Origin of the sequence: Sorangium sp. So ce375 (assembly GCF_051473855.1) — a bacterium.
Classification (GTDB): domain Bacteria; phylum Myxococcota_A; class Polyangia; order Polyangiales; family Polyangiaceae; genus Sorangium.
This window is the reverse complement of sequence record NZ_CP150335.1, coordinates 12,910,084-12,926,321: the sequence shown is the minus strand read 5'-3', so window position 1 is coordinate 12,926,321 and position 16,238 is coordinate 12,910,084. Positions and strand designations below refer to the sequence as shown.

Below are 16,238 nucleotides of genomic sequence, written 5' to 3'. Positions count from 1 at the left end.
GCGCGGAGCGCCTGGGACGCGTGACCCCGGCTACCCCGAGGACCACGCCGCGACGAGCCTCTCGAGCTCCCGCTCCGGCGCGTCGAGCGGCGCCTTGCCGCGCCACGCCGGCGGGAACAGCGGCATCACCGCGCTCCGCAGCACCGGCGCGAGCCCCGCGATCTCCGCCGGCCCCCGCGGGATCCGGACCAGCGGCACGCGCTCGCCCGGGAACCGCGCGAGGCGCTCGAGCGCGTTCTCGCGGATCGGCACGAGCGCGTTTGGGTCGACCTCGCGGACGTGGACGGCCTGGTAATGGCGCAGGAACGACTCGGCCCGGGCGCGCGGGATCTCGCCGCGCTCCTCCTCGCCGACCTGGCGCACCACCGCGAGCAGCGGCAGCGGCACCGGCGCGGCGCCCAGCGCGGCGGTGTCGCGGAAGTCGGGCTGCGCGTACGGGAGCACCGTCGGCGGGACGATCGCGAACCCCGCGCGGCCGTAGGCGATGAGCCGCACCACCGTGTCGCGGTCGTCCGGATCGACGGCCTCCATCTCGGCGGCGAGCATCACCTCCGCGCCGTCGCCGCCGGCCTCGGCCCCCGCGAGCCCTGCGTCGCGGATCGCGCCGCGCGCGAGCGCCACGGGCGCCGCGCGCAGCAGGGCGGCGAGCCCGGTGCGGCGGAAGTCCGGCAGGACGAGCGCATGCGACAGGAGCGCCACGCAGCGCCGCGCCGCGCGATCCAGCGTGACGTAGCAGTCGCGCACGCCGGCGAGGCGCCCTCCGGCGTCACGCGCGAGCAGCATGTGGTACGTCGCCGTGATCGGCGCCGCCGGATCCGTGAGCTCCCCGGCGAACCACGCCGCGAGCACCTCGCGACGCTCGAGCTCCCCCTTCGGCCCGAAGACCGCGTCGAGCGCCCGGTAGCCCTCGTCGAACGCAGCGATGTCCTGCGCCTCGTCCACGGAGAACTGCGCGAGCGCCCGCGCGACCTTCTCCGGCCCCTCCCCCGGGCAGATGTCGCGCGGATCGACGATCATCCGGCCATCTCGCGCAGCACCGCGTCGAAGACCGACACCGCCTCGTCGACGTCCGAGGCCGTCGTGATGAGGTGCGGCCGCAGCCGCACCGAGCGCGTCCCCGTGTAGCTCGCGAACACCCCGCGGCGCAGCGCGCGCGAGAGGAAGTCGTCGCGCGCCGCGGTCGTCGGCAGGTCGAACGCGAGCAGGAAGCCGCGGCCGCGCGGCTCGCTCGCGAGCGCGGGGTAGCGCTCGCAGAGCTCCTCGAGCCGCGAGAGGAAGTGGCGTCCCGCCGCGCGCACGTTGCCGAGCAGGTCCTCGGACTCGATCGCGCGGAGCGTCGCCAGCGCGATCGCGGCCCGCGCGCGGTCGCCGTTGCGCGTCTGGTACATGCGCCCGAACTGCGCGACGTCGTACGCCGACGTCGCGAAGAACCCGCCCATCTGCATCTTCTTCCCGAAGCACATGAGATCGGGCGGGCGCGGCAGATCGAGCTGCTCGTGCGCCCAGAGCGTGCCGGTGATCCCCATGCCGGTCTGCACCTCGTCCAGGATGAGCGCGGCGCCCGCCTTCCCGGCGAGCTCCTGCACGCGGCGGAAGAAGGCCGGGCTCGCGTGCCGGTCGCCCCCCTCGGACTGCACGGGCTCGACGATCACGGCGGCCACCCGGCCGTCGTGCGCGTCGAGGATCCGCTCGAGCGCGGCGAGGGCCTCCGCCTCGGCGCGGTCGTTCTCGTCGGCGAAGCGCGCCAGCGGGAAGCGGCTCGCGGGGAAGGGCGCCGTGGGCCAGGGGAACGCGGGCAGATCGGCCTTGTGGATCACCTTGGAGTGCGTGGCGGACATCGGCCCGAGGCCCCTGCCGTGGAACGCGCCGGCGAACGCCACGACCACCGCGTCGGTGCCCGCGTTGTCGAGGATGAGCCGCTGCTGCTGCTCCGGCAGCTCCAGCGGGTTCTTCGGCAGCCCGGAGGCCTCGCGCCGGCGCTCGCCGTGCCGGATGAACGCCGCCTTGATCGCGGACTCGACGCCCTCGCCCCCCGCGTCGACGCAGAACACGCGCGCCATGCCGCGCGGCGCGAACCGCTGCTCGAGCGCCTCCACGAACTCGAACCAGGCCGGCGTCGTCACGAACGGCGTCGACGTCGGGTTCGCGACGGCGCGGATGAAGGCCTCGCGGTGCGCCACCTCGACGAGCGCGGGGTGGTTGTAGCCGAGCGCCCCGAGCGCGAAGTTCGCGAACAGGTCCAGGAACACGTTGCCGTCCACGTCGACGAGCGAGCACCCGCGGCTCGCCACGTCGTCCATCACGACCGCGCGGTACCTCGACTGCATGTCGAAGCCGCCGCGCGCCATCCAGGCGCGCGCCTTCGGCCCGGGCAGCTCGGTGACGACTCTTCGCGGAGGGACGGACGGGAGCGTGGGGCGATCGGAGAAATCCATAGGCCGCTCGAGTATCCCGCACGCCGGGGCGCGTGTCATCGCCGCTTGCCGGGCCCGGGGGCGCGGGTTTACGACGGGGGCATGGGTGACACGCGCGAGACGGTGAAGAGGCTTTGGATCGACAACGCCGAGAGGGAGGCGCTCTCCGGCGAGACGTTCGAGACCGCGAACCCCGCGACGGGCGGTGCGCTCGCGCGGCTCGCCCGCGGCCGCCGCGAGGACGTGGACGCCGCCGTGGCGTCCGCGCGCGCCGCGTTTCCGCGCTGGGCGGCGATGGATCCGAACGATCGCGCGCGCATCCTGTGGAAGGCGGGGGAGCTGATCCTCGCGCGGTGCGAGGAGCTGGCGCGCCTCGAGGCGCTCGACACGGGCAAGCCGATCACGGCCGCGCGGACGATCGACGTGCCGCGCACGGCGGACACGTTCTTCTACTTCTCCGGGTGGGCGACGAAGCTCGGCGGCGAGACGATCCCGGTCCGGGGTCCGTTCCTGAACTACACCGTGCGCGAGCCGCTCGGCGTCATCGGCGCGATCATCCCCTGGAACTTCCCGCTGTTGCTCGCGGCGCGGAAGGTGGCGCCCGCGCTCGCGGTGGGCAACGTGGTGGTCGTCAAGCCGCCGGAGGAGGCGAGCCTCACGACGCTGGAGCTGGCCCGCATCCTCGCGGAGGCGGGGGTGCCGCCGGGGGTCGTCAACGTGGTCACCGGGCACGGCGAGGAGGCGGGGGCGGCGCTCGTCGAGCACCCGGGCGTCGCGAAGATCTCGTTCACGGGCGGCACGGACACGGGCAGGACGATCATGCGCGCGGCGGCGGGCACGCTGAAGAAGCTGTCGCTCGAGCTGGGCGGCAAGAGCCCCAACATCGTCTTCGCGGACGCGGACGTGGAGAGCGCCGCGAAGGCGGCGGTGACGGCCATCTTCTACAACCAGGGAGAGCTCTGCACGGCGGGGAGCCGGCTCCTCGTGGAGCGGGCGGTGCACGACCGCGTGCTCGAGGTGGTCACGAGCGGCGCGCGCCGGCTGGTCCCTGGCGATCCGCTCGATCCGTCGACGCAGATGGGCCCTCTTGTCTCGGAGGCGCACTTCACGAAGGTGCTCGGCTACATCGACCGCGGCGCGGCCGAGGGGGCGCGCCGCGAGACCGGCGGGCGCCGCGAGGGCCCGGGGTTCTTCGTGGAGCCCACGGTGTTCTCGGCGGTCTCCTCGTCGATGAGCATCGCCCGCGAGGAGATCTTCGGCCCCGTGCTGGCGGTCCTCCCCTTCGACGACGTGGAGGAGGCCGCCCGCGTCGCGAACGCGACCGAGTTCGGCCTCGCGGCGGGCATCTGGACGCGCGACGTCGGCAAGGCGCACGCGCTGGCCGCGCGCCTCTCGGCGGGCACGGTCTGGATCAACACGTACAACCGCTTCGACGCGGCGAGCCCGTATGGCGGATACAAGCAGTCCGGCTTCGGGCGCGAGAACGGCCGCGCGGTGCTGGACGAGCTGACGCAGCTGAAGTCCGTCTGGGTCTCTCTCGGGTGAGCCCCGCTCGGGGACGCATCGACTGGGTGTAACGACGCGTTCCCGAGCGTCTCCCTCTTCGGTCCTCGACTGCGGCCGATTACTTCGGCGGGGGCGCGGCCTCCTTCGTGCCAGGGGCCGGATGCTGCGCGTCGCCCTGGGCCCCTGTCGCGCCGGCGCCCGCAGGACCGAGCTTCTGCGAGAGCGCCTCCGCGTCCTTCAGGTGCTTCTCGATCCTCGGCCGGAGGTCCTTCTCGACCATCGCCTTCAGGTCGGCGTTCTTCGCGTTCGGCAGGGCCTTCCTGTCGAGGAAGTCGAGCGTCGACTGGTGATCCTTGATCATGGTGGACACGAACTGCTGATCGAAATCGGCCCCTTGCAGCGCCTTCAGCTGCTCTACCGCCTGCTGCGTCTCGTCGGTGAGCTGCTTGCTCTTGTCCGAGTCCGCAGCCGTGATACCGAGCTTCTTGGCCAGCTTGGCCTGCTTCGCCTTGGCCTCGGTGTGGTGCTGGGCGATGACCTTGGCATAGGCCTTCACGTCCTTGTTCTTGGCCTTCGTCTGCGCGAGCTGGGCCTCGTCGATCTCCTTCTTGTTGGAGGCGTCGAGCACCGCGAGGATCTGCTCGTCGGTCAGGGGGGCCTCGACCTGGGCGCTCGGCGCCGTGGTCGTCCCCGGCTGCGTCGCCCCCGCCTGCGGATCGGTGCTGGGCTCAGCCGGAGGCGGCGCGGGCGCCGCCTCCGGCGGCGGCGCCGGGGCCATGGTCGGGGCCGGCGGAGGTGCTGCTTCGTTCGGGCTCGGGCTGCTCGCCGGGGGTGGGTTGGAGCAGCCGACGCCGACAGCGAGGCCGATCGTCAGGACGAGAGCGTTGCGCGATGCGATCATGGGCAAAGACCTCCTCACGTGGATTGGAGTGCCGGCCCCTGTGCAAGATCTGGTGCACCTGCCACGAGCACGCTTTTCTCCAGATTCACGCGTTCGCGCCCCGCCATGCTGTGGCAAGTTGCTACGGAAGTGAGCGAATCTGCCTCATCAGTCCGCTTCTGATTCTTATCAGGACGAAGCGCCTTGTGGCGGACTCGACGGTTGATCCGAGGCGGCGTGGCGCGACAGCCACGGTAAGGCCGCGCGGCACGGCGCGATGACCTCGGCGAGCACCTCGCGGCGCAACGCCCCGAGCGCGCGCGCAGGGAGCAGGCCGAGCGCCTCGTGCACGGCGGGCCCGGGCGCCGGATCGACCGCGTAGCGGGCGGCGGCGCGGGAGAACGCCCGCTCCGCCGCGGAGCGCGCCGGCTCGCCATGGGTCGCCAGCATCCACGAGAGCGCCTTCCACGAGAGCGCCGCGTGCCGCTCCTCGTCGGCGGCGATGCGCGCGAGCGTGGCCGCGAGCGCCGGGTCCTCTGCGATCTGCGAGAGCTCACGGCCCTCCGCCGCGCCCAGCGCCTCGCCCACGCAGCCCTCCTCGACGAGCGCCTCCACCACCTCCGCGACGCCGGCGCCGAGCGGCGCCGTGGCCGCCTCGAGCAGCGATCCGGGGCCGATCGCCCGGCCGGCGAGGCGCGAGGCGATGCCGTAGGCGAGGCGCGCGTGCTCCATCTCGTCGAGCGCGGCGCGGTGCGCCTCGCCGACGAGGGCGGCCGGCGCGCCCAGCGCGAGGAGCTGGAGGGAGAAGCGGGCAAAGCTCGCGATGGACGCGTGCTCGAGCGCGGCCACGGCGGCGTAGTGCGCCGCGGCGAGCTCGCGCACCTCGGGCGAGAGGGACGCGACGTCGATCTCGGCGGGAGCGCGCCAGTCGTCGCGCGCGGCGCCCTGCGCGGCCCGCGGCTGGCCGTCGACGACGAGGGGGCGGCCGATGGCGCAGGAGATCCCCGCGCACTCCCAGCGCACGCTCTCTCCCTCGATGTCGGGGACGACGCAGGCGGCGCCGCGGTTCTCGTCAGCTCGGCAGTCCGCGTCGCTTCGACAGGTATCCTCCTTGGTGCGGCAGGCGAGCGTGACCTGCTCCCAGCAGCCGTTGAAGTACGCCGACAGGCCGCAGACGCTGCCGGGGCAATCGGCGTCGACCGAGCAGAGGGCCTTTGCGCAGACGGAGTGCTGCTCGCGGAGGGCGCCTGTCCCCTTGCACACGCACACCTCGGAAGCGCCACACTCGGCGTCGCTCTCGCAGGCGTATTCGCAGCCGCAATACGCGCCTATCTGTCCAAACGAGCTCACGCACTTTCCGCGGGGCCCCTCATGGCAGTCGGCGTCCGTCCTGCACTGAAACGATCGCTCCGTGCCGCTGCACGCGCGCTGGTCGATGGTCGCGTCGCACCGGACGCGCGTGGCGCGGTGCACGGTGCCGTCCCGCTCCGTCACCCAGCCCACGCCGCGCGGCGGCCGGGGCGTGGGCGAGCCCTGCTCGTCCGGGACGCCCGCGTCGCGGGGCGTGGCCTGCGGCTCGCCGAGCGTGACGACCGCGATGTCGGGGCTCTTCGCGTTGGAGCAGCCGGCGGCGCCAGCGGCGAGGAGGAGGGTCATGCGGAGCGAGCGATGGCGTTCCATTGCCGGGAGGGTAGCAGAGGGGCGAGCGCGCCCCGACCGGCGGGCTCGCGGGGCGCCGCGCGCCGGCGTCGAGGCAGCGCGGGCGGAGCGCGTGGAGCAGGAGCTCACGCGCGATCCGGGAGAAGGCGGAGTGCGGCGCTGGCGAGCTCGCCGGGGTGGTGAGGCGTGAATAGCAAGTGTTCTTTGTCGACTCGCCTGCGGGAATACCCGGCGTGATAGCGTCCAAGGTTTGCCAGCTGCGAGTAGAGCGCGCCATCAGCAGCGCACAACCTGGACAAGTGCCCATAGCGCGATGACGCGGGTCCGAGATCGACGGACAAGAAGAAGATTGTCATCGTCGACGACGACAGGAGACATGATCTTTCTTGAGCTCCGATTGTGCGATTGTACCGATCGCAACATACACGGCGTCATGCGGCAAGGAGCTCATCATCGATAACCGCACGATCTACAGCCCCACGCCGGCGGATACTCCAGGTCAAGCGGGCAGGCCCAAGGCACGTCCTGCAAGGGCTGCTGCCGTGTTCTGATCCGGACTCTCGCGCTCCCGTTCGCTGCTCGGTTGCCGCTCGTCGCCCCCGCGCGCCTACCTCCTCGGTCTGCGCCCGATCCCACGCGCGTCGCGGCCGATCGGCTCACCCAGCTCGATCGCCGGAGCGCCGGTCCGCGCTGGCTCCTCCCGCGGCTCGCCCACCTCGAGCGGGCCGTGCGCCTGCTCGGCTTCGGCGATCGACGGGTAGTGCTCCACATCGCCGTCGACCTTCCAGCCGCCTGCGCGCGCCGGGCGCACCACGCGGCCGAGCACGATCCCCTCGTCCCAGATCCCCCCGTGCTCGGCGGCGATCGCGGCGCCGGCGGACACATCGCCGAGCCGCGCGAGCACGCCGTCCGGGCGCTTCGGCGTGGGCCGCCAGCGCAGGATCGTGTCCTCGTGAAGCACGACCACCGCGCGCTCGCCGGGCAGCTCGGAGATCCCGAGGGCAAAACGCACGCGATGCCCCGAAGCCCCAGAGCCCGCGCCGCGCCCGCCCCGGGCAGCGCTCGCCGCCTCGTCGATGGCGGCGAGCTGCTCCGGTTGCTGATCCTCGATCGGAGCCATGCGCCGTGTCCTCCTTCGCGGATCTCGGACGAGGTCGCCGTGCCGTCAAGCCCGCTGCGCCGCCCGCCCCTGAGGCTTGACGCCCGCCGTACCTCCGCCCATCCCTCGCCCGATGGTGTCGTTCGATCCGTTCCCCGTCCTGATGACGCCGCGCCTCCGCCTCCGCGCGATCGAGCCCGCCGACGCCGCGACCATCCTCCGCATCCACTCCGACCCGGAGGTGACGCGCTACTTCGGCCGCGCGCCCGACAGCTCGCTGGCCGACGCGGAGCAGCGCATCTCCCTCGTCCTCGCCGGGATCCGCGAAGCCACATCCATCCGCTGGGGCATCACGCTGCACGAGAGCGGAGAGCTCATCGGGACCGCGGGCTTCTGGCACTGGCACAAGCCCCATCGCTGGGCGGAGATCGGCTACGAGCTGCTGCCCGCGCTCTGGAACCGGGGCATCATGACCGAGGCGCTGCGCGCCATCCTCCCCTTCGGCTTCGACGTGATGGGCCTCCACCGCATCGAAGCGCACATCGATCCCGAGAACCGCGCCAGCATGCGCGTCCTGGAGCGGCTCGGCTTCGTGCGGGACGGGCTGCTCCGCGAGAACTGGTATTACGACGGGCGGTACACCGACACCGCGATCTACGGGCTCCTGCGAAGCGACGCCGACGCCGACGCGAAGTGACCCGAGATCGCCCGAGCGGCCCGCGCGCGCTCCCCTCGGGCGCTACCTCGGCGCCGTCGCGCCACGGCTGCCCGGCGGCGCCGCGGTCCCGCGCCCGGCCTCGCCCTTGCGCTCCAGGTTCAGCTGGATCCGCGCCGGGGACTCCGACGTGATCTCCACCGTCTGCGAGACGCCGTCGCTCGATCGCACGTCCACCGAGAGCGACACCCCCGGCATCGGCCGCGCGATGACCTGGCTGCCCACGCCGAGCACCACGCCGTTCAGCCGCACCACCGCGGCGCTCGGCTCGATCTGCACCGCGATCGGATCCATGAGCGACCGCTGATCCCGCGGGCGGCTCAGCGCGACGAACATGAGCGACGCCACCGCGACCCCCGTGGACACCGACGCCACGAGCCACGGCAACGCCACCGGGCGCAGGGCGTCGCCGCCGGCGCGCATCAGCCCGCCGAGCCCGCGCCGCCCACCCCGCGACCGGCCCTCGGAGGAGGGCGGCCCCGCGGAGAGCGTCGCGCCCGGCTTCGGCCGCCACCCAGGGCGCTGCTGCGGGGCGATGGCGGCCGAGATCCGCTGCCGCTCCTCCTCCATGCTCTCCCCGCAGCGCGAAAGGAGCAGCTCCGCCACGTGCGCGGGCGTCAGCACGCCCGACCTGCGCATAAGGAAATCCTCCAGCGCGCTCGCCATCTCGCCCGCCGTCTGGAAGCGCTGCCGCGGATCGCGCGCGAGCGCCTTCACGATGATCTCCTCCAGATCACGCGGGCAGTGCGGCGCGATCAGCGTGGGCCGCGGCGGCTCCGGCACCCCGGTCTGCGGCAGCACGAGATCGTGCAGCACCTGGAACGGCAGCGCGCCCGTCACCGCCTCGAACAGCACCACGCCGAGCGAGAAGATGTCCGAGCGGCGATCGACCGGCTGCCCCTGCGCCTGCTCGGGCGACATGTACTCGCCCTTGCCCTTGATCTCGCCCGTCTGCGTCGTGTCGCCCAGGCGCTCGAACGCCTTCACGATCCCGAAATCGGCCACCTTCACCGTGCCGTCGTGATCGATGAGGATGTTCTGCGGGCAGACGTCGCGGTGCACGATGCCGAGCGGCTCCCCGCGCTCGTCGTGGAGCTCGTGCGCCGCGTGCAGCCCGTGCGCCGCGTCGGCCACGATGCGCGCGGCGATCGCCGGGGAGAGCGGCATCGGACGCAGCCCGGGCCGGAGCAGCCGCTGCATCGTCTGCCCGTCGATCCACTCCATCACGAGGAAGAGCACGCCGTCCGTGTCGCCGAGATCGAGGATCTCGACCACGTTGCGGTGGTGGATCTTCGAGGCGAGGTTCGCCTCGTCGAGGAACATGCGCTGGAACTGCGGATCGCGCGCGAGCGCCGGGATGAGCGTCTTCAGCGCGACGACCTTGTGAAAGCCGCGGGAGCCCTCCATGCGCGCGGCCCAGACCTGCGCCATCCCGCCCTCGCCGATGAGGCGCAGAAGCTCATATCGCCCGAGACGTTGCCCCGGACCGGGGTCCTCGGAGATCCGCATGGCTCACCAGAAGCTTGTGCTCGGGGAGCCGCGCCCGCGGTCCCCAGGAGCAGCCCGGCCGCGGGTCGCGGCCCCTCTCTCCAGACGATCACCATAGCCAAGCGCGACCGCGCCGGAAAGGCTCGTGTGGGGTCCGCCCCGCGTCCGCAACGCCCCGCGCCCGGTGTCCGCGACGCGCCGCGCCCGGCATCCGCGACGCGCCGCGCCCGATGTCCGCAACGCCCCGACAGCTCGCGCCTTTCACCCGCGAGACGACGCCCCGCGTCCGCGACGCCCCGCGTCCGCGATGCCCCCCGTCCGCGATGCCCCCCGCCCGGCGTCCGCGATCCGCGTCGCTCCACCGCCTCGCCCCTGCTATGGCCGGAGCACGATGACGAACGCGACAAGCGCTCCGCCTGCCCGCGCGGACCGAGCCCCCGCCTCCAAAGCCCTGTTCGACCGCGCCGCCGCCGTCCTGCCGGGCGGCGTGAACAGCCCCGTGCGCGCCTTCCGCGCCGTCGGAGGCGACCCCCTGTTCATCGCCCGCGCGGAGGGCGCGCGGCTGTTCGACGCCGATGGAGCCGAGTACATCGACTACGTCGGCTCCTGGGGGCCGGCCATCCTCGGCCACGCGAACCCGGCCGTCGTCGAGGCCGTCCGCGAGGCCGCGCTCAGCGGCCTCTCCTTCGGCGCGCCGACCGAGCTCGAGGTCCGCTTCGCCGAGAAGATCCGCGAGCTCTACCCGAGCATCGACATGCTGCGCTGCGTATCGAGCGGCACCGAGGCCACGATGAGCGCCATCCGCGTCGCGCGCGGCTTCACGCGCCGCGACGCCATCATCAAATTCGAGGGCTGCTATCACGGCCACGCCGATCACCTGCTCGTCAAGGCAGGCAGCGGGCTCGCCACCTTCGGCGCGCCCGACTCCGCCGGCGTCCCCGAGAGCATCGCCCGCACCACGCTGTCCTTGCCCTACAACGACCCCGCCGCCCTCGAGGCCGCCTTCGCCGCGCGCGGCGGCGACATCGCCGCGGTCATCCTCGAGCCCGTGGTCGGCAACATGGGCTGCGTCCCGCCGGAGCCGGGGTTCCTCGCCCTCGTGATCGACCTCTGCCGCAAGCACGGCGCGCTCTCGATCTTCGACGAGGTGATGACCGGCTGCCGCCTCGCCCGCGGCGGCGCGCAGGAGCGCTTCGGCCTCCGGCCGGACCTGACGACGCTCGGCAAGATCGTCGGCGGCGGCATGCCCCTCGCGGCCTACGGCGGCCGCGCCGACGTGATGCGCGTCGTCTCGCCGCTCGGCCCCGTGTACCAGGCGGGCACGCTCAGCGGCAACCCGCTCGCGGTCACGGCGGGGCTCGCGACGCTCGAGCGCCTCACGCCCGATCTCTACGAGCGGCTCGAGAAGCTCGGCGCGTCGCTCGAGCGCGGCCTCAGGGCCGCCGCCGAGGGCGCCGGCGCGGCCGCGTGCGTCCAGCGGGTCGGCTCGATGATCACGCTGTTCTTCACGAAGGGGCCGGTCCGCTCCTGGGCCGACGCCGCCACCTCCGACACGAAGCGCTTCAGCGCCTTCCACGCGGCGATGCTCGCGCGCGGCATCTACTGGCCTCCGTCGCAGTACGAGGCGGCGTTCCTGAGCGGCGCGCACTCGGAAGAGGACATCGAGCGGACGATCGCCGCCTGCCGCGAGGCGCTCGCGGCCTGAGGGCCGCGGCCGCCCTGCGCGCCGGCCCCCGCCGGAGCATCCCAGCGAGGGCGAGGCCAAGACGACGAAGGGCCGACCGCCGCGGCGATCGGCCCTCCGCAGGCTGGCGCCCCCTCTGCGCCGGCGCGCGGAGGGGCGCCCGAGCGCGTCAGTCCGCCGCGCGGACCCAGCCGTTTCTGTAGTAGTTGCCGCGAGCCGTCGGCCAGAGCAGGCAGTTCGTCGCCGATCCCGGCACCGTGTACACATACGTGTTCGGCTCCGGGTCCGCCCCGTCCCACCCGATCTCGCGGAGCGACACGACGATCTCGATCGTCCCGTCGCCGTTCACGTCGCCGAGCGTCGGCACCGGCATCGCGCCGAGCCGCGGCAGCGGGATCTGGTGGAGGATCTTGCCGCCGGCGTCGAGGACGAAGAGGTGGCTCCTGTCCTCCTCGGTCGAGTAGGTGGTGAACACGATCTCGGGGATGCCGTCGCCCGACAGATCCCCGACAACGACGCCGCCCGTGAGCACCTGCGTGTCGTTCGTGTACGCGACGTCCCAGAACTCGGTCTTGTCGGCGTAGACCGCGTGGATCCGCCCGTCCAGGCCCGCGAAGACCATCTCGGGGCCGGCGTGCGTCGCGTCGAGATCGGCCACGGTCACCTGCTGGGTCATGGCCACGATGTTGCCGCCGAGATCCTCGCCGCCGGACAGGTAGTCCGGCGCGTAGAACGGGCTCTCCCAGCCCTCGATGCGGCTCGCGTCGTTGTGGACCACCCAGAGGCCCACGCCCTGGGACTGGTTCGACATGTCGACGTCCTCGGCCGCCGCGAGCATGATGATCTCCGGCGTGCCGTCGCCGTCGACGTCCGCGATCGCAGGGGCCGAGTTCTTGAAATAGGCCTGCAGGTCGCTGCTGTCGCCGAAGCCCTGCTTCGCGAGCTCGAGGTCGTGCATGTACCGCACGCCCGGCGTCTTCGGGCGGCCCCTGAACATGGGATTCGCGTCGAAGGCCTCTCCCGTGCCGTGATAGAACCCGGCATAGGAGTTATCCATCGGCGCGATGATGTCCTGCGAGCCGTCTCCGTCGAGATCGCCGATGGCCAGGTTCTGGTCGTAGCCGCCCACGATCCAGCACTCGGCGTCGTCGCTCCGGCGCGCGTCGCAGCCGATCGTCTGGCTCTCGATCGGCGGGAAGCCCTCGACCGGCGCCCCGCTCGCGTGGAAGGCCATCAGGATGTCGGCGTAGTCGGGGGATCTGTCGGTGCTCACGGCCACGACGTCGAGCTGCCCGTCCCCGTCGATGTCGCCCGCGGCGAGGGAGCGCATCTCGTCGTTCCAGGTGACGGGCCAGCCGCTCACGAGCTTGCCGCTCGCGTCGAGCATGTAGATCGTGGTGCGCGCCGCGAAGACCACCTCGAGCTGCTCGTCGCCGCGGAAGTCCGCGACGATCGGGCTCGCCCAGATGCGGCCGTTCTGGCGGGACTCGTCGTACCGCCACTTCTGCTCGCCGTCGGGGCCCCAGACGACGACGTTGCCGTTGTGCGTCACCAGGATCTCCTTCTCGCCGTCGCCGTCGAGATCAGCGACCACCGGCGACCCGAGCCACGCGCTCTCGTCGTCGTCGGACAGCTGGAGGAGGAGCTGGGGCTCCGCGACGTCGGACGAGCCGCTCGACGCCGGAGCGCACGACGCGGCGGCCGGAAGCGGCTTGGAGCCTCCGCCGACGGGGGGGCGGTAGCCGCCGGAGCCGGAGGAGCCGCTGCCGCCCGTGGGAGAGGTGCCGTCGGGGTTACCGAGCTGCCCCTCGCACGCCGTGAGGGCGAGGAGGCTGGTGAAGAGAGCGATTCTACCGGGAATTACAAAACCTCGGTTGTAGACAAAGGACTTCATCATGCCAGGGAGCTTACCAGCGCTCCGGGCCCCACAAGGAGGTGGAAGCGGAAAATTGACGCGGTCGCGCACGCGCCGAACGGTGGGTCACACTCCTCCTTCAGGTGCGCAGGTAGGCGCACTTCCTTGCAGAAGGAAGGCAAGTACACGTCCGTGGCGTAGCGCGCGTCCCTCCATGCCCGCCCCACGCCCCGCTGCACATCCGCTCGCGCCCCCGCGCGACGTCGGAGACGCATGGCGGGGGTATGGGTGCGGGTAGGTGCTGTGCTAGGCTCCGCCGCCATGAACGTATCGCGACGGCTTTGGATTGCCGGCGCCGCGTGTGCCCTCCTGCTGGGGACGACGGCGCTTGGCTGCAGCTCGAATCCCGCGCCCAAGACGGCCAAGGTGCAAGCCGGTGACATGCCCGAAGGCGGCGACTGGACGGGGGTCTATTACAGCGAGCTCTACGGCTACCTGCACCTCGTGCAGGACAACGACGCCATCGAGGGACGCTGGATCCGTCCCGTCAAGGATCGCTGGGGCGTGCTGCACGGGACGGTGACAGGCGACCTCATCAAGTTCACCTGGACCGAGCACACCATCGGCGCGGTCGGGCAGAGCGCGACAAAGGAAGGCCGGGGGTACTTCAAGTACCAGCGGCCCGAGGGCGAGAACGTCGACGACAAGCTGACGGGCGAGATCGGCCGCAACAAGGACGAGGTCGGCGAGCCCTGGGAAGCGGTCAAGCAGCGCAACATGCTCCCGGATCTGAAATCGATCGGCGGCTCCGGCGCCGCTGACATGGGCGGCGGCGACTGGGACAGCGAGAACCAGGAGTCCGGCGCGCCCGAGCCGCCCGCCTCTCCCTCCGACGAAGCACCTGCCGAGCCCCCCGGCCTCTGACATAACAGCCCCCCGATGACCCAACCGCAGCCTCGAGGCATTCAGTTCCGTGAACCCCCCATCTTCGAGCGTGGCACGCCGGGCAGGACCGGCGCGTCGCTCCCCCCGCTCGACGTGCCCGAGGTCGAGCCCGCCGCCCACTACGGCGCGCTCGCCCGCAAGGAGCCGGCAGGCCTGCCGGAGGTGAGCGAGCCGGAGGCGTTCCGGCACTTCATCCGGCTCTCGCAGTGGAACTTCTGCATCGATGGGCAGATGTACCCGCTCGGGTCGTGCACGATGAAGTACAACCCGAAGATCAACGAGTGGGCCGCGCGCATCCCGGGCTTCGCGAAGCTGCACCCGATGACGCCCGATGAGCTCTGCCAGGGGTCGCTCGAGGTGATGTGGCGCCTGCAGGAGGCGCTCTGCGAGGTCAGCGGGATGGACGGCTGCTCGCTGCAGCCCTCGGCGGGCGCGCAGGGCGAGCTCGCCGGGCTGATGATGATGCGGGCGTTCCACGAGTCGAAGGGGCGCTCGCCGAGGAAGGTGTTCATCCCGGAGAGCGCCCACGGCACGAACCCGGCGAGCTGCGCGCTCAACGGGCTCGTGGCCGTCCGGATCGAGAAGAACGCCGACGGCATCACCCACCCCGAGCAGGTCCTCGCCGCGATCGAGCGCGAGGGGTCGGACGGCGACGTCTGCGGGCTGATGATCACGAACCCGAACACCCTCGGGGCCTACGAGACGCACCTGCCGGCGATCATCAAGCTCATCCACGACAAGGGCGGGCTCGTCTACGGCGACGGCGCGAACACGAACGCGATCATGGGGCACGCGCGGCCGGGCGACGTCGGCATGGACGTCATCCACATCAACCTGCACAAGACGTTCACGACCCCGCACGGCGGCGGCGGCCCCGGCTCCGGGCCGGTCTGCTTCAAGAAGCACCTGGAGCCGTTCCAGCCCTCGCCCGTCCTCGTGCGGCGCGGCGACGCGTTCGCGTGGGACCGCGATCGGCCCCAGAGCATCGGGCGGCTCCGGGCCTTCACGGGCAACTTCGGCATGTTCATCCGGGCGTACACGTACATCCGCGAGATGGGCGGCGACGGCCTCACGATGGCGAGCAGCCTCGCCGTGCTCAACGCGCGCTACCTGTGGGCCAAGCTGAAGGACCACTACCTCGCGCCGGTGCCGCAGCCGTGCATGCACGAGGTGGTGCTCTCCGACAGCCAGCTGGAGAAGGAGACCGGGGTCAAGACGCTCGACGTCGCCAAGCGGCTGCTCGACTACGGCTTTCACGCGCCCACGGTCTACTTCCCGCTGGTGGTGCCCGGCGCCCTGATGATCGAGCCGACGGAGACGGAGACCCGCGAGACCCTCGACGAGTTCGTGGCCGCGATGCTCAGCATCCTCAAGGAGGCGCAGGAGACGCCGGAGGTCGTGAAGCAAGCGCCCCACGGCACCGTGGTCGGCCGCCTCGATGAGGCCCGGGCCGCGCGCCAGCCGCGCCTGCGATGGTCGAAGGCCTGATCCACCGGAGGAGGCGGCCCGCGGTCGGCCTCCTCCGGCGGGCGGCGCCGGCCGGCCGTGCGCTCCAAATTCGCGAATCTCCGCCGGACGCGACTACAATGAGCGCCGAGGGACCGCGGTGAGGCACCTCACGGGACGAGCGACGCGTGGCCGATACCGTTGAGAACGAAGGCGACATCGAGACGATCAGCCAGACCACCCCGGTCTCGGTTGGAGACACCGTGCGCCTCGTGTTCCGTGCCTACGACGAGGCGACCCCCCCGTTCAACATCAAGATCCGCTCCCCGTCCGGGAAGATCATCATCGAGCGCGTGCTGCGCGATCTGCCCACCGGCAAGCCGCAGAGCGCCTCCCCCGTCGAGTTCAGCGCCTCGTCCCCCGGCGAGTACAAGATCGAGATCAAGCAGCTCTACGGCAAGCAGAAGGGCACCGCCGTCCTGCGCGTGAAGCCCTAGAGCGCCCCACGGCGCGAGGCTCGCCGCTCTCCCGACCTGGCGCCTCCGTG

At 72.1% G+C, this 16,238-nt stretch carries 13 protein-coding genes; 6 read left to right on the top strand and 7 right to left on the bottom strand.

Annotated elements, in window-relative coordinates; genetic code table 11:
- Window positions 1–30: 30 nt before the first annotated feature.
- Both WME90_RS48070 and WME90_RS48065 read right to left on the bottom strand, forming a co-directional pair.
- A complete protein-coding gene (locus WME90_RS48070) occupies window positions 31–1,017 on the bottom strand; it encodes a hypothetical protein (protein WP_437278844.1) in 987 nt (328 codons plus the stop codon).
- Entirely contained in the window at window positions 1,014–2,435 is a 1,422-nt protein-coding gene (locus WME90_RS48065) for an aminotransferase class III-fold pyridoxal phosphate-dependent enzyme (RefSeq protein WP_437278843.1), read from the bottom strand. The genes WME90_RS48070 and WME90_RS48065 overlap by 4 nt, the downstream gene beginning before the upstream one ends.
- Window positions 2,436–2,516: 81 nt before the next feature.
- On the opposite strand from WME90_RS48065, the gene WME90_RS48060 reads away from it, so the two are divergent.
- Window positions 2,517–3,959, top strand: a complete 1,443-nt coding sequence (locus WME90_RS48060; protein WP_437278842.1) for an aldehyde dehydrogenase family protein — start codon at window positions 2,517–2,519, stop codon at window positions 3,957–3,959.
- Window positions 3,960–4,038: 79 nt separating this feature from the next.
- Here WME90_RS48060 and WME90_RS48055 read toward each other — a convergent pair whose 3' ends face one another.
- From WME90_RS48055 to WME90_RS48045, 3 genes are all read right to left on the bottom strand, one after another.
- A complete protein-coding gene (locus WME90_RS48055; protein WP_437278841.1) occupies window positions 4,039–4,821 on the bottom strand; it encodes a DUF4142 domain-containing protein in 783 nt (260 codons plus the stop codon).
- A gap of 168 nt (window positions 4,822–4,989) precedes the next feature.
- The gene (locus WME90_RS48050) at window positions 4,990–6,456 is read right to left on the bottom strand and encodes a ferritin-like domain-containing protein (protein WP_437278840.1); all 1,467 of its coding nucleotides are present in this window, start codon (window positions 6,454–6,456) and stop codon (window positions 4,990–4,992) included.
- Between the two features lie 610 nt (window positions 6,457–7,066).
- Window positions 7,067–7,579, bottom strand: coding sequence for a hypothetical protein (locus tag WME90_RS48045; protein ID WP_437278839.1), 513 nt, complete (start codon window positions 7,577–7,579; stop codon window positions 7,067–7,069).
- A gap of 112 nt (window positions 7,580–7,691) precedes the next feature.
- Here WME90_RS48045 and WME90_RS48040 point away from each other — a divergent pair, with 112 nt between their 5' ends.
- On the top strand, window positions 7,692–8,255 hold the full coding sequence (locus WME90_RS48040; RefSeq protein ID WP_437278838.1) for a GNAT family N-acetyltransferase: 564 nt from the start codon (window positions 7,692–7,694) through the stop codon (window positions 8,253–8,255).
- Window positions 8,256–8,297: 42 nt separating this feature from the next.
- On the opposite strand, the gene WME90_RS48035 is transcribed toward WME90_RS48040, so the two are convergent.
- The gene (locus WME90_RS48035; RefSeq protein WP_437278837.1) at window positions 8,298–9,782 is read right to left on the bottom strand and encodes a serine/threonine-protein kinase; all 1,485 of its coding nucleotides are present in this window, start codon (window positions 9,780–9,782) and stop codon (window positions 8,298–8,300) included.
- Between the two features lie 370 nt (window positions 9,783–10,152).
- On the opposite strand from WME90_RS48035, the gene hemL reads away from it, so the two are divergent.
- Window positions 10,153–11,466 carry a glutamate-1-semialdehyde 2,1-aminomutase gene (hemL, locus tag WME90_RS48030; protein WP_437278836.1) on the top strand — a complete coding sequence of 438 codons (1,314 nt, stop codon included), beginning with the start codon at window positions 10,153–10,155 and terminating at the stop codon, window positions 11,464–11,466.
- Window positions 11,467–11,614: 148 nt separating this feature from the next.
- Here the strand turns inward: hemL and WME90_RS48025 are convergent, their stop codons facing one another.
- Window positions 11,615–13,342 carry an FG-GAP repeat domain-containing protein gene (locus tag WME90_RS48025; RefSeq protein ID WP_437278835.1) on the bottom strand — a complete coding sequence of 576 codons (1,728 nt, stop codon included), beginning with the start codon at window positions 13,340–13,342 and terminating at the stop codon, window positions 11,615–11,617.
- A gap of 279 nt (window positions 13,343–13,621) precedes the next feature.
- Here WME90_RS48025 and WME90_RS48020 point away from each other — a divergent pair, with 279 nt between their 5' ends.
- The 3 genes from WME90_RS48020 to WME90_RS48010 all read left to right on the top strand — a co-directional run bounded on the left by WME90_RS48020 (window position 13,622) and on the right by WME90_RS48010 (window position 16,188).
- A complete protein-coding gene (locus WME90_RS48020; RefSeq protein ID WP_437278834.1) occupies window positions 13,622–14,224 on the top strand; it encodes a hypothetical protein in 603 nt (200 codons plus the stop codon).
- Window positions 14,225–14,239: 15 nt separating this feature from the next.
- Complete coding sequence (gene gcvPB, locus WME90_RS48015; protein WP_437278833.1) at window positions 14,240–15,733, top strand: aminomethyl-transferring glycine dehydrogenase subunit GcvPB; 1,494 nt, start codon at window positions 14,240–14,242, stop codon at window positions 15,731–15,733.
- 146 nt (window positions 15,734–15,879) lie between these two features.
- Window positions 15,880–16,188 (top strand): hypothetical protein, encoded by a 309-nt coding sequence (locus WME90_RS48010; protein ID WP_020742172.1) that lies wholly within the window; start codon window positions 15,880–15,882, stop codon window positions 16,186–16,188.
- The last annotated feature ends 50 nt before the right edge of the window (window positions 16,189–16,238 follow it).

Bases quoted from the DNA above. Each gene is read 5' to 3' on its own strand.
- WME90_RS48050 (WP_437278840.1), bottom strand. From the start codon at position 6,456: ATGACCCTCCTCCTCGCCGCTGGCGCCGCCGGCTGCTCCAACGCGAAG.
- WME90_RS48055 (WP_437278841.1), bottom strand. From the start codon at position 4,821: ATGATCGCATCGCGCAACGCTCTCGTCCTGACGATCGGCCTCGCTGTC.
- WME90_RS48025 (WP_437278835.1), bottom strand. From the start codon at position 13,342: ATGATGAAGTCCTTTGTCTACAACCGAGGTTTTGTAATTCCCGGTAGA.
- WME90_RS48070 (WP_437278844.1), bottom strand. From the start codon at position 1,017: ATGATCGTCGATCCGCGCGACATCTGCCCGGGGGAGGGGCCGGAGAAG.
- WME90_RS48020 (WP_437278834.1), top strand. From the start codon at position 13,622: ATGAACGTATCGCGACGGCTTTGGATTGCCGGCGCCGCGTGTGCCCTC.
- WME90_RS48040 (WP_437278838.1), top strand. From the start codon at position 7,692: ATGGTGTCGTTCGATCCGTTCCCCGTCCTGATGACGCCGCGCCTCCGC.
- WME90_RS48035 (WP_437278837.1), bottom strand. From the start codon at position 9,782: ATGCGGATCTCCGAGGACCCCGGTCCGGGGCAACGTCTCGGGCGATAT.
- gcvPB (WP_437278833.1), top strand. From the start codon at position 14,240: ATGACCCAACCGCAGCCTCGAGGCATTCAGTTCCGTGAACCCCCCATC.
- hemL (WP_437278836.1), top strand. From the start codon at position 10,153: ATGACGAACGCGACAAGCGCTCCGCCTGCCCGCGCGGACCGAGCCCCC.
- WME90_RS48060 (WP_437278842.1), top strand. From the start codon at position 2,517: ATGGGTGACACGCGCGAGACGGTGAAGAGGCTTTGGATCGACAACGCC.
- WME90_RS48045 (WP_437278839.1), bottom strand. From the start codon at position 7,579: ATGGCTCCGATCGAGGATCAGCAACCGGAGCAGCTCGCCGCCATCGAC.
- WME90_RS48065 (WP_437278843.1), bottom strand. From the start codon at position 2,435: ATGGATTTCTCCGATCGCCCCACGCTCCCGTCCGTCCCTCCGCGAAGA.